Annotated in this window: 12 protein-coding genes; 6 read left to right on the top strand and 6 right to left on the bottom strand. The window is 60.2% G+C overall.

Features of this window, described 5'->3' with window-relative positions:
• Both CMN55_RS04650 and CMN55_RS04645 read right to left on the bottom strand, forming a co-directional pair.
• A partial coding sequence (locus CMN55_RS04650) for a BCCT family transporter (RefSeq protein WP_293948373.1) occupies positions 1 to 1,040 on the bottom strand: 1,040 nt, incomplete at its 3' end.
• Positions 1,041 to 1,571: 531 nt separating this feature from the next.
• Complete coding sequence (locus CMN55_RS04645) at positions 1,572 to 2,300, bottom strand: TorF family putative porin (protein ID WP_293948372.1); 729 nt, start codon at positions 2,298 to 2,300, stop codon at positions 1,572 to 1,574.
• 265 nt (positions 2,301 to 2,565) lie between these two features.
• Here CMN55_RS04645 and CMN55_RS04640 point away from each other — a divergent pair, with 265 nt between their 5' ends.
• The 3 genes from CMN55_RS04640 (at position 2,566) to CMN55_RS04630 (ending at position 6,944) form a co-directional block, all read left to right on the top strand.
• The gene (locus tag CMN55_RS04640) at positions 2,566 to 4,374 is read left to right on the top strand and encodes a class I SAM-dependent methyltransferase (RefSeq protein ID WP_293948371.1); all 1,809 of its coding nucleotides are present in this window, start codon (positions 2,566 to 2,568) and stop codon (positions 4,372 to 4,374) included.
• A gap of 133 nt (positions 4,375 to 4,507) precedes the next feature.
• Complete coding sequence (locus CMN55_RS04635) at positions 4,508 to 6,115, top strand: SulP family inorganic anion transporter (protein WP_293948370.1); 1,608 nt, start codon at positions 4,508 to 4,510, stop codon at positions 6,113 to 6,115.
• A gap of 94 nt (positions 6,116 to 6,209) precedes the next feature.
• Positions 6,210 to 6,944: an SDR family oxidoreductase gene (locus CMN55_RS04630; RefSeq protein WP_293948369.1), complete on the top strand. Its 735-nt coding sequence runs from the start codon at positions 6,210 to 6,212 to the stop codon at positions 6,942 to 6,944.
• A gap of 41 nt (positions 6,945 to 6,985) precedes the next feature.
• Here CMN55_RS04630 and CMN55_RS04625 read toward each other — a convergent pair whose 3' ends face one another.
• Both CMN55_RS04625 and purE read right to left on the bottom strand, forming a co-directional pair.
• Entirely contained in the window at positions 6,986 to 8,074 is a 1,089-nt protein-coding gene (locus CMN55_RS04625; protein ID WP_293948368.1) for a 5-(carboxyamino)imidazole ribonucleotide synthase, read from the bottom strand.
• 31 nt (positions 8,075 to 8,105) lie between these two features.
• The gene (gene purE, locus CMN55_RS04620) at positions 8,106 to 8,594 is read right to left on the bottom strand and encodes a 5-(carboxyamino)imidazole ribonucleotide mutase (protein ID WP_293948367.1); all 489 of its coding nucleotides are present in this window, start codon (positions 8,592 to 8,594) and stop codon (positions 8,106 to 8,108) included.
• 196 nt (positions 8,595 to 8,790) lie between these two features.
• On the opposite strand from purE, the gene CMN55_RS04615 reads away from it, so the two are divergent.
• On the top strand, positions 8,791 to 9,522 hold the full coding sequence (locus tag CMN55_RS04615; protein ID WP_293948366.1) for a GGDEF domain-containing protein: 732 nt from the start codon (positions 8,791 to 8,793) through the stop codon (positions 9,520 to 9,522).
• A 99-nt stretch (positions 9,523 to 9,621) separates the two neighbouring features.
• Here the strand turns inward: CMN55_RS04615 and CMN55_RS04610 are convergent, their stop codons facing one another.
• Positions 9,622 to 9,831: a YdcH family protein gene (locus CMN55_RS04610; RefSeq protein WP_293948365.1), complete on the bottom strand. Its 210-nt coding sequence runs from the start codon at positions 9,829 to 9,831 to the stop codon at positions 9,622 to 9,624.
• Positions 9,832 to 10,104: 273 nt separating this feature from the next.
• Here CMN55_RS04610 and CMN55_RS04605 point away from each other — a divergent pair, with 273 nt between their 5' ends.
• Complete coding sequence (locus CMN55_RS04605) at positions 10,105 to 10,662, top strand: TIGR02444 family protein (RefSeq protein WP_293948364.1); 558 nt, start codon at positions 10,105 to 10,107, stop codon at positions 10,660 to 10,662.
• Between the two features lies 1 nt (position 10,663).
• Here the strand turns inward: CMN55_RS04605 and CMN55_RS04600 are convergent, their stop codons facing one another.
• Positions 10,664 to 11,260, bottom strand: a complete 597-nt coding sequence (locus tag CMN55_RS04600) for a UbiX family flavin prenyltransferase (RefSeq protein ID WP_293948363.1) — start codon at positions 11,258 to 11,260, stop codon at positions 10,664 to 10,666.
• Between the two features lie 112 nt (positions 11,261 to 11,372).
• Here CMN55_RS04600 and CMN55_RS04595 point away from each other — a divergent pair, with 112 nt between their 5' ends.
• Positions 11,373 to 11,558 (top strand): YdcH family protein, encoded by a 186-nt coding sequence (locus tag CMN55_RS04595; RefSeq protein ID WP_293948362.1) that lies wholly within the window; start codon positions 11,373 to 11,375, stop codon positions 11,556 to 11,558.
• Positions 11,559 to 12,106: the final 548 nt, after the last annotated feature.

Genomic DNA, 12,106 nt, shown 5'->3' with positions numbered 1-12,106 from the left:
ATTGCCGCTGACCAGGAAATCCACCAGGCCCAGTAAAACACCGTCCAGCCATGCATCCAGGCCTCATCCTCGCGGCCGACCCAGCTGCTGTAGGAGACAATCTCGCCGAGATAGCCGATCAGCGTCGAACCCATGGTCGCGAAGATGACCGCTGTCGGGCCGACGACCAGCACGAACAGCAGCAGCAGGGCGGCAATGCCCATATTGACGTTGGAGAGGATCTTGACGCCGCCGTCAAGGCCACGCAGCACCGAAAACAGCGCAATCGCCGTGACCACGACAATCACCGCGATCTGGGTGTTGATGCCCGCCTCGAAATCGAACAGATAGGCGAGACCGGCGGCGGCCTGCTGCGCCCCGAAACCGAGCGAGGTGGCAAGGCCGAACAGCGTCGCCAGCACGGCAACGGTGTCGATCACATGGCCGATCGGACCCCAGCAGCGATCCTGGATCAGCGGATAGAAGGCCGAGCGGATGGTCAGCGGCAATCCCTTGTTATAGGAAAAGAACGCCAGCGACAGGGCCACAACCGCATAAATCGCCCAGGGGTGCATCCCCCAGTGGAACATGGTCGCGCTCATGGCGAGATTGGCCGCCTCCGGCGTGTTGGCGGTCACGCCGAGCGGCGTCTCGAACCAGCCGGTGTAATAGGCCGTCGGCTCCGCCACCGCCCAGAACATCAGGCCGATGCCCATTCCCGCCGCGAACAGCATGGCAAACCAGGACATCATGGAAAAATCCGGCTTCGCATCCTCGCCGCCGAGGCGAATACGTCCGACCGGCAGTACGATCAGCGCCAGACAGAACAGCACAAAAATATTCGCCCCCGCCATGAACAGCCAGTCAAAGGTGTTGATCGACCACCATTTCGCGCCGTCAAACACACCTTTTGCCGCTTCTGGCGCAAACAGAACGCCCGCGACAAACAGGATAACCAGACCGGAGGAAACCCAGAATACCGGGTGATGGATGTCCATCCCCCATTTCTGGAGGTTGCTTTGCCCCACCTCATAATCTGTTTCGTATAGGTCTTCACTCATATGTTATTCCCCTCGTATCAATCGCCCCGATGGCACAGCAAATCTGCGCAAATTCCATCGGGAATTTCCGTATACAAATGATCAAGTATCTGAATTTATAGCAGATTTTGCCTTACAAGTCCAATCGACCCCCCAAATAAGGCGTGAAGCCGCAGTTTTATGCGCCCTGCGGACAGAGGCGGCGCGGCGTGATTTTGCCGTATTTTAACCCTATTTTGGGCGCGAATGACGGCGCCGGAGGACGGCGGGAAATGCCCCTCTTATGGCAGGGGTGGAGAGGGGGAATGAATTGCTGTCACGCGGCAGATAAAGCGGCGGTAACAGACAGCAGGGCACGGCGGTTAGATCAGGGGAGGGGGAATTACGGCGTCAGAATGTCAGGGCCGGATCGTGAGCCCGGATCGTCAAACCGGAAATTCAGGGGCAGGTGGGGCCGGTAAAAAGACCGTCCAGCGGGAGTAGGAACGCCGGACGGTCAAGGAAATTGGACCATGAAAGGGGAGACCGGATCATGGCCCAGCGGGAATAGGATCAGAAGGAGCGGGAAATCCCGACGGCGAAAATACCGCAGAGTTCATCGCACTGGGATTTCGGCAGGTCGGTATCCGTCCAGCTTGCCGTCAGGTCGAACCCGGCGATGTTGGTGGAAATGCCGATGCCCCAATCGGTGTAGTCGTCGGTGCCCCAGGCGGCGTTGTCATCAATGGTCTGATAGCCGATATGGCTGCTTAGGCTGAAATAGGGGCCGAGCGGAATATCGAGCGTGGCGTAGCTGTAAAGGGCGTCACCGCTGTCACCGAAATATTCGGGTGAATAGTTGACACCGGCGCCAACCGCCAGGATATCGAAGTCATAGCCGATAGAGGGCGCAATTTCGAAGAAATCGTAATTCAGGCTGCTGGACGCGCCGGGATAGGTGTAATAGATGGCCGACAGATCCCAGTTGAACTTGTCGATGGACCCGCCAAGGCCCACGGTATAGTCGATTTCCACCGTGGCATCGGTGAATTTCACATTGGAGCCCCAGACGCCCGCATGCAGCGCCACCGGGCCGAAGTCGTAGCTGTAGTCAATCCCGCCCTGAATGGCGGCTTCATTGTTGGTCTGGGAGATACCGCGAAAGGTGTAATCCGTGACGAACCCGATGTTGGCGGAAAATTCACCGGGTATGGCGCTTTCCTCCACCAGTGGTTCGGCCTGGGCGGCGGCGACGGTTCCGAAGGCGATCAGGGAGGCAGTCACAAACTTTGTTATTTTCATGGGTCAATTCCTGTACTCAAGGTCTATGTCCCCCTGAAAAAAGCAAGAGCTGTGCCAGATTAATAAAACTGTAATAATTCAGATACTTAGGCGAAAATCGCGGAAAAAGACAATGTTGCAATGCACAAAAAATACGCAACTAGTGGTGCAATGCCGCATTCAGGATTAAAAAATAGGCAAATCATTGTGTTCTGGCGGCTGGTCGCGGGCGGCCTTTTCGCTTAAGCTGGCCCGTCAGGGAGTAGCGTGGAGAGCCGGGACCGGAATGGTGCAGGAAAAAATCAGAAAAGAAATGGCCGAAGCGACGGCGTTGCAGCGGCGCGGAGACACGGTGGGGGCGGCGGCGCTCTACCGCAAAATATTAAAGGAAAACAATCAACTGGCCCCGGCGCATTATAATCTGGCGCTGCTGCTGAAGGCGGAGGGAAAGGCGCAAGGCGCGGAAAAATCCTTTCGCGCGGCGCTGGCGGCGGATCCGGATTATCCGCTGGCCTGGCTCGGCTATGCCCGGTTTCTGTGTGAGCGGGAGAAATATCAGGCGGCGGTGCGCGCCGGCCTGAAATATGCCGCTCTTCTCGACAATGCGCCCGCGGCATTACAGGCGCTGGCCGATCTTCTGGAGCAAACGGGCAGCGCCCTGCTTGGCCCGCCAGGGGATGAGGCGATGCTGCGCTGCCTCAATTCCGACGAGGTGGAGAGCGACCGATTTATCCTCGCCCTGCTGGCGCGTATTTCCCGTCAGGCCGGGGTGCGTAAAATGGCGTCGGGCGGCGATGCCCTGTCCATTCTGTGGGGCGCGTTTAACGAGCCGGTGATTGCCGCGGCCTTCGCCCTGCTGGTGCTGCCATCCCCGGACATCGGCGAGTTGCTGATGGATGCGCGGGCGGCGGTTCTGACCGGGGATGCCCACGCGCCGGAGGAGGTGATCGCCCTGATCGCGCTGCAGCTGGAGCGGATTGAATATGCATTGCCGCGCGCCGAAGGGGCGCCGCCCGGGGTAACCGATCTTGAAAGCGGCCTCGCGGCGGCGCTCTATGCCCCGCTGGACCCCGAGGTTGCCAGCCATCTGCTGACGGTGGAGGCGGAGCGGCTGGCGCGGCTTCCCTGGTGTCATTTGCTGTTTACCCGCATGGGCTCGGAAAAGCAGCGCGAGGCAGAGATCAGGGCGGCGCTGCCCTGTCTTTCGAAAAGTGATGACCAGGTGTCAAAACGCATGCAGGCGCAGTATGAGGAAAGCCCCTATCCGCGCTGGCGGGGCCTCAGAAGCGGCGGGGAGACAACGCTGGAAGCCCTGTTGAAACGCCTGTTTCCCAACGTTTCTGTTTCGCCCTTTCCCGCGCAGCCGAAACTGCTGGTGGCGGGGGCGGGCACCGGACGGCATGCGCTCCGCACGGCGCGGCGCTTTCCGGGGGCGGAGGTGACGGCCATTGATATCTCGCGGGCATCGCTCGCCTATGGGGCGCGGCAGGCGGAACGGCTGGATATTGAGAGTGTTTATTTTGCCGAGGCCGATCTGGTGGCGTTGCCGGAAACCTTCGGTCCGTTCGATCTGATCGAGGCTTGCGGCGTGCTGCATCATATGGCCGATCCGGAGGCGGCGTGGAAAGGCCTTCTGTCCCATCTGGCGCCGAACGGGGTGATGAAAATCGCCCTTTACAGTGAACGCGCGCGGCAGGATGTGGTGGCGGCGCGTGCGTGGCTTGGCCGCGATCCGGCGGATTTGACGCTGGACGACATCCGGCAGTTGCGGCTTGAGCTGCTGGCGCTGCCGGAGGATCATCCGGCGAAAGGCGTCACGCGGGAGCTGGATTTCTATTCGTTAAGTGGCTGCCGCGACCTGGTGTTCAACGCTTCCGAACAGCGCTTCGATATCCCGCGCCTTGCGGCGGCGATAGAGATGCTCGATCTTGAGTTTCTGGGGTTCGAGTTTACGGAAAACCGGGTGAGGGAGGCCTACCGCGCGCGGCACCCGGAAGACCCCGGCGGGCGCAATTTACGCAACTGGGAAAAGATCGAAGCAGAAAATCCGGCGTTGTTCCGCGGCATGTACCAGTTCTGGTGCCGCCGGAAGTAAGCGGCTCCGTCAGTGGCTTCCCGGTTTCCTGCGCCCATATTTTGCTGCACTGCAATAAAGCCTTTTCAAAGCGGATGCCTTATTCTATGGTCGGCGCAAAATTGAACATTCCCATAACAGGAATATTGACCCTATGCTCAAGCCAACGCTTGCCGCTGTCACCGGCCTGTTGTCCGCCGGAAGCCGCAACGCGGACCCGGTCCGCTTTACGCCCGGTCGTATCAAAACGGAGTTACTCTCCGGCCTGACGGTCGCCCTCGCCCTGGTGCCGGAGGCCGTCGCCTTCGCTTTTGTGGCGGGCGTGCATCCGCTGGTCGGGCTGTATGCGGCCTTTATCGTCGGGCTGGTGACGGCGCTGATCGGCGGGCGGCCGGGCATGATTTCCGGCGCCACCGGTGCGCTCGCCGTGGTCATGGTTTCTCTGGTGGCGCTGCATGGGGTCGAGTATCTGTTCGCGACCGTGGTTCTGATGGGCATATTGCAGATCCTCGCCGGGGTTTTTCGTCTTGGGAAATTTATCCGTCTGGTGCCGCATCCGGTAATGCTGGGCTTTGTCAACGGCCTCGCCATCGTCATCTTCATGGCGCAGCTCACGCAGTTCAAGGTGGCCGGGCCGGACGGGGCGCAGGTTTGGCTAAGCGGGCTGCCGCTGGCCCTCATGCTGGGGCTGGTTGTGGCGACCATGGCGATCATCTGGGGCATGCCGAAGCTGACAAAGGCCATTCCGGCACCGCTGGCGGGCATTGCCATTGTCGCCGCGATCGTGATTGTGTTCGGTATTGACGCGCCGCGCGTCGGCGATCTTGCCTCGATCAAGGGCGGCCTGCCGGATTTCCACATCCCCATGGTGCCGATCAATCTTGAAACGCTGACCATCATCTTCCCGTTCGCGCTGATCCTCGCCGCTATCGGTCTGATCGAAAGCCTTCTCACCCTCAATCTGGTCGGCGAGATCACCGAACAGAGTGGCGGCGCGTCGCAGGAATGCGTGGCGCAGGGGATGGCCAACACGGTGACCGGATTTTTCGGTGGCATGGGCGGCTGCGCCATGATCGGCCAGTCGATGATCAATATGAAATCGGGCGGGCGGACGCGGCTATCCGGTATTTCCGCGGCCTTGTTCCTGCTCGTCTTTATCCTGTTTGCCTCGCCGCTGATTGAACAGATTCCGCTGGCCGCGCTGGTCGGGGTGATGTTCATGGTGGTGATCGGCACCTTCGCCTGGCAGAGCCTGCGCATCATGCGGATCATTCCGCTGGCCGACACGCTGGTGATCATTCTGGTGACGGCGGTGACCGTTTTCGTCGATCTGGCCGCGGCCGTGGTGGTCGGTGTGATCATCTCGGCGCTGGTCTATGCGTGGAACAATGCCCGGCGCATCCATGCCCATACGGAGATACGCGAAGACGGCGCAAAAATCTACAAGATCGAGGGGCCGTTGTTTTTCGGCTCCACCGAAGGCTTCTCGGAGCTGTTCGATTTCAAGGGTGATCCCGATCTTGTCATTGTCGATTTCATGAACAGCCGGGTAGTTGATCATTCGGCCTTGCAGGCGATTGAGGTGCTGGCGTCGAAATACAATGCGGCGGGCAAGCATGTGCAGCTGCGCCATCTGTCGCGGGACTGCCACCGGCTGCTCAATCGCGCCGGGCAGTTGATCGTGGATTCCGATGATGATCCGCAGTATGGCGTCGCCGTGGATTATTCGATCCGGACGGGGATTCTGGGCGGCGGACATTAGAGGCGAGAGGCGTCCACGCACATAGCCCTTGCCTTTGGCGGGGCGGCCCGTATTCTGAAGCCTGCTGTAACCATAAAAACAACGGGGCAGAAGAATGCTCAAGGACAAAATCATCCTGATTACCGACACGCTGCATTTTCTGGGGGAGACGGGCTGCCGTGTCCTGACCGGGGCGGGGGCTATCGTTTATGCGCAGGATGCGGAATTCACCGATGCCGAGGCGCGCGCGAAGATCGAGGCCGAAATCCCTGGCGTCCGCGCGCTGGAAGAACAGGACCCGACCACAATCGTTGATAAAATCATCGCCGAGACGGGGCGGATAGATGTGCTGGTGAACAATGATGCCTATCCGGCGATCAAGGCGGCCATCGATGAGGCGGAGGTGGCGGAGTTCCGCCGCACGCTGGAGGCCCTGATGGTGCGCGGCTTTCACTTCGCGAGCGAGGCCAGCCGCCATATGAAAAAGGCGGGGCGGGGGAAAATCCTGTTTATCTCCTCCGCCGCGCCGAAGAACGGCATTCCCAACTATTCCATGTATGTGGCGGCGCGCGGCGGCACCAATGCGCTGGCCCGCAGCCTGGCGAAGGAGCTCGGCCGGTTCAATATTCAGGTCAATGCGCTCGCGCCGAACTTCATCGAAAGCCCGATGTATTTTCCCGATGAGCTGCTGGCCAACAAGGAAGCCTTTAAAAAGATCACATCGCAAATCCCCTTGGGCCGTCTTGGCACACAGGAAGAGGCGGGGGAATATCTCCTGTTCCTTGTCTCCGACAAGTCGAACTTCATCACGGGGCAGGAACTGTATCTCGCGGGTGGTTGGGCAACGTGAGACCGGCGCGGGAACAGCCCGCGCGCCGGGCGGTCTGGGCGTCAGGCCTTCGGCTTTTCTTTCAGCGGGAAAAGCTTCGTGACATGGCCCATCTTGCGGCCCGGCCGCGCCTCCCGCTTGCCATAAAGATGCAGGCTATTGGCCGGATCGGCGAGAAGTTTTTCCCAGCCGTCAATCTGATCGCCAATCAGATTGCGCATCATCGCATTTGAATGGCGCGCCGGATCGCCGAGGGGCAGGCCGCAGACTGCGCGGATGATCTGCCGGAACTGGCTGCTGGCGCATCCCTCAATGGTCCAGTGGCCGGAATTATGCGGCCGCGGCGCCAGCTCGTTGACAAGGATCTGATTGTCCCTGGTGACAAACATCTCCACCGCGATGAGGCCGACAAGATCAAGCTTGGCGGCGATCTTTCCGGCAATCTCCACCGCCCGGTCCGCCAGATGCGGCGGGATATCGGCAGGGGCCAGCGTGACATCGAGAATATGGTTTTTATGGCGGTTCTCGACCGGGCAGTAGGCGGCAATCTCCCCGGTCACGCTGCGCGCGACAATGACGGAGATTTCCAGGCGGAAATTGACGAAGCCCTCGAGAATGGACGGGGCATCCTTCATTTCCGCCCACACCGCATCGAGATCGCTGGCGCCGGTAATTTTCACCTGCCCCTTGCCATCATAGCCGAGACGGCGGGTTTTGAGGATGGCGGGCGTCCGGATCTGGGAGACGGCCTTGACCAGATCGCCGATGGACTGGACATTGGTGAAGGGGGCCGTACTGATGCCGAGCTTGTTGACGAACGTTTTTTCCAGCAGCCGGTCCTGGGTGATTTCCAGCAGCTTCGCATGCGGCCGGACTGGCACATGCCGCGCCAGATAATCCAGCGTGTCGGTCGGGATATTCTCAAACTCCAGCGTCACCACATCGACGGATTTCGCAAAGGCCTCAAGCGCGCCCTTGTCGCCATAGGAGGCGATAGTGGCACGGTGGCTGACCTGGGCGGCCGGGCTCATCTCATCGGGGCCGAAAACATGCACGAAATATCCCATTTCGGCGGCGGCGATGGCCATCATGCGGCCAAGCTGCCCGTCGCCCAGAATGCCGATGGTTCCGCCCGGTGCGATGGTCGTCATGAATGCCCCTCTGTCAGATGAAATGTTATGGTTAAACAGGTTGTTCGGCAACAGCGTCGGTCTGTTTTCCGCGCCAGTCATTGATGGCGGCGGCGATGTCAGCATCTGCAAGCGCCAGGATCTGCGCCGCCAGCAGCGCCGCATTGATGGCGCCCGCCTTGCCGATGGCCAGCGTGCCAACGGGCACGCCGCCCGGCATCTGCACGATGGAGAGCAGGCTGTCCATGCCTTTGAGGGCCTTGCTTTCAACGGGCACGCCGAGCACGGGCAGCGGCGTCAGGGCGGCGGCCATGCCGGGCAGATGCGCCGCGCCGCCCGCGCCCGCGATGATCACCTTGAGGCCGCGCGCCGCCGCATGGGTGGCATATTCATACAGCCGGTCCGGCGTGCGATGCGCAGAGACGATTTTCACCTCGAACGAAACCCCCAGCGCCTCCAGCGTTTCGGCGGCATTTTTCATGGTCTCCCAGTCGGACTGGCTGCCCATGATAATTCCGACTTGCGCGTCGCGATCGGTCATAGTTGATTTTCCCTGTCTGCCCGTTGATCGAGAAGCTGGCGATTATAGGCAAGCTTTTCAAAGACGCAAGGGAAGGCTGCGCTCCGCGACCCTGGGTCCCGAATTTTGCGGCAGGTAGCGGAAGGTTTTGAATTGACGCCTTTTTTCCGCTACACTCCGTCAGAGGGGCAAAAGATTTCAGGGGTGGGATGATAGCATGAAAATCGGATCGGCGGGCGGAAATGTCCCCGCCAAAACCTCGACCGGGTCGGGGCGTCTCAAAGACGGGCAGAAGGCGGGCCCTTTCACCACGCCCGCCGCCGGGGATGCAACCAGCATTATGGGCATCCCGGATGCGGAATTCACCCCCCGGGTGCAGGCCGCCATTTCCCTGCTGATGTCGGAGGCGGAGGAATTGCGCCATACGGTCAGTGATCTGTCCCGCCGACTTGAGCTGGCGGAGCAGCTTGCCGATCTGGATTCCCTGTTGCCGGTCTATAACCGTCGCGCCTTCGTGCGGGAACTGACGCGCGTTCAGGCGTCGGCCCGGCGCTACGGCACGGAGGCCAGCCTCGTCTATCTTGACCTGGACCAGTTCAAGGCCATCAATGACGATCTCGGCCATGAGGCGGGCGATCATGTGCTTGGCGAGGTGGTGAAACGGCTGAAAGACAGCGTGCGCGAGACGGATATCATCGGGCGGCTCGGCGGCGATGAATTCGGCTTGATCCTGACCCGCACCCGGCCCGAGGATGCGCATCATCTGCTGGATCGACTGCGCCGCCAGTTCACCGACAATCCGATTGTCTGGAAAGGGCGGGAGATCAGCAGCCGCATGTCCTCGGGCGTTGTGTCCATTCATGCGGGCTTGCAGCCGGAGGAAACCCTCTCCCTCGCGGATGACGCCATGTATCGCCATAAAAACGGCGAAAGCCGTCCCGGGGCTTAGGAAGACTGAGGGCGGGGCGCGATATGACGGGCGCGCAGGCACCGGGCGCGCAGGCATACGCGTCCGGCATCCATCCCGCCGTTCCCGTCCGGGACTGTCTCAGGCAATAATGTCGGGCAGCAGCAGATTATTCATGGCGTGAATCTGATCTTTCAGAATCAGCTTGCGCTTTTTCAACCGTTGCAGTTGCAGCGAGCTGTAATTCCCGGTCTCGACCAGCGCCGCAATTGCGCGGTCCAAGTCGCCATGTTCGGTCTTGAGTTCTTCCAGCCTCACGCGGAGCATTTCCTGCTCGTCTATTTCCGCCATTCCGGGGGGCACTCCAACAACGGTTCTGCGATGAAATGAACGCCCCGCCGCCCGGCCTTGCGAAACGGATGGGACGCATAGATCATAGCATCATTTGTCGTGCAAGCCTAGGACGATCCGCCCCAAGGGCTTGTCCGCCCTCGGTTTTGTCAGACCGTTACCGATGGTTTTTCGGATGCCGGGACAGAGCGGCGTTGATTTCCCTACCGTCCGGCCGCTATCGTGGGGAACCCCGGCGCTGCGGCGGGGATCATCAACACAAGGAGCACGCATTTGCCGACATTGTCATCCGCTGTCTTCCCGCCGAGCGAGCTGTGGGATTATGCGGTTATTCTTTACAGTCAGGAGACGGTGGCCGCGGCCTGCCTGCGCCTGCAGGACCGGCGCGGCGCGGATGTGAATATGCTGCTGTACTGTCTCTGGATCGCGGCCAGCGGGCGGCAGCGTCTGTCGGCGGCGGACCTGGCGGCGGCGCAGGAGGCGGGCGCTTATTGGCAGTCGCAGGTGGTGGAGCCGCTGCGCCATGCGCGCCGCAATCTAAAAACGCCGGCCATGCCGGTGGACGGCCGCCTTGCCGCCGAGCTGCGCCGCGGTGTCTCCGACAGCGAGCTGTTCGCCGAACATATGCAGATTATCATGCTGGATCGGATGATGACGCGTCCGGGCGGCGGCGGGGGCAGCCTGGAGGATCGCGCTAAAGACGCCGCTGCGAATCTCGAGGATTATTTCCGTGCGGCGGGGCTGAAGGCGGAGGCGGCCGACGCGGCGGATCTGGCCATCCTGCTGGACGCCGCCTTTCCGGGATGGGAAGCGGAGGCGCCGCCTTCCTGAGTTACCGCTTTTTTAGGCCGTTCCATTCCTCGGCAAGGCTGTTGCCGATCCCCATGAGGGAAAGCAGGTGGCCGCTGAACTGGTTGATGATATCCGCGACAGTTTCCGGCTGCGTATAGAAGGCGGGCACCGGCGGCGCGATGATTGCGCCCATCTCGGACAGTGCCGTCATGCTGCGTAGATGGCCTGTGTGAAAGGGCGTTTCCCGCACGGCCAGTATGAGCTTGCGGCGTTCCTTTAACGTGACATCTGCGGCGCGGGTGAGCAGGCTGGATGTCACCCCCGTCGCGATTTCCGACATCGAGCGGATGGAGCAGGGGGCGACAATCATGCCCATGGTTGGGAAGGAGCCGGAGGCGATGGCCGCGCCGATATCCACCGACTTGTGGGCCTGGCTGGCCAGGGCTTTCACATCGGAGACACTATAGGAAGTTTCCTGCGCGATGGTAATTTCACCCGCCTTGCTGATCACCAGATGGGTCTCCACATCGAGGGCGCGGCAGGCCTCCAGCAGGCGGATGCCGATCCACGCGCCGGAAGCGCCGCTGATGCCGATGACGAGCCGTTGCCGATGCGAATGTTTTGGCGTTTCAGTCAAAATAATCCTGCCTTGCGCATTGATTCATGGTCAGGGAGTTCATAATTCTGTAATATAGCTATTGTCCAGCGTCGGCGCACCGACGCCCTGTCGTTTCTAGCAGAGGAGATACATGATGAGCACAGCAGAACATGTTGCACAGCTGACCGAGAAGCACCACCGGATTGAAGAAGAAATCCAGACGGAACTTTCCAGCCCCTCCGCAGACCATGTTCATATCAGCGAGCTTAAACGGCAGAAACTCAGGATCAAGGAAAAGATATCAATGCTATCGCGAGAGGAAAAAGTGACGCATTGACGATAGCTTGCAAGCGGATCTTGAAAAGTTGACATAAGATACGAAAGGGCGCCGGAATTTTTTTCGGCGCCTGTTTTTTTATGGCCGGGCATATTTCGGCTTGACCGTCACAACAGAAGCCCCGATCCTTAACCATAATGGGCCTGGCGCGGATGCCGGGGAAGGGGCAGCCAAACCACCGCCCGTTCAGGCCTGTGGCGACGCCTTTTTGTCTGCCCCGGGCCCGCCCCATTGACGGAGAGATTCGCCCCGCCGCGTGGTATTTTTGCGGCGGATTTCGGGGAGTCACTCCGGCACAGTTCGTCAAGCAGTATTTTTATAAAAAAGTTTTCCACAAGCTGTTGACGTCGCAGCACGTATTATACAATATGTAGTGGCTTGATGCGCGTTACGCAGCAAATATCGTCTTTTTGGCGATGCTCACCAACCGTACATCTTTATCCGGACCGGGAGGGACAACCAGCATGCCGGGAATTGGATTTGCGGTTAAATGGCGTCAGGCGAGTGTATATTGCAATTTCCGGCTCTGGCCGGTATTGAGAGTTTTG

This window comes from Sneathiella sp., assembly GCF_002694385.1.
Taxonomy (GTDB): Bacteria; Pseudomonadota; Alphaproteobacteria; order Sneathiellales; family Sneathiellaceae; genus Sneathiella.
The sequence above is the reverse complement of the archived record's forward strand: the minus strand, read 5'-3'. Positions and strand labels throughout refer to the sequence as shown.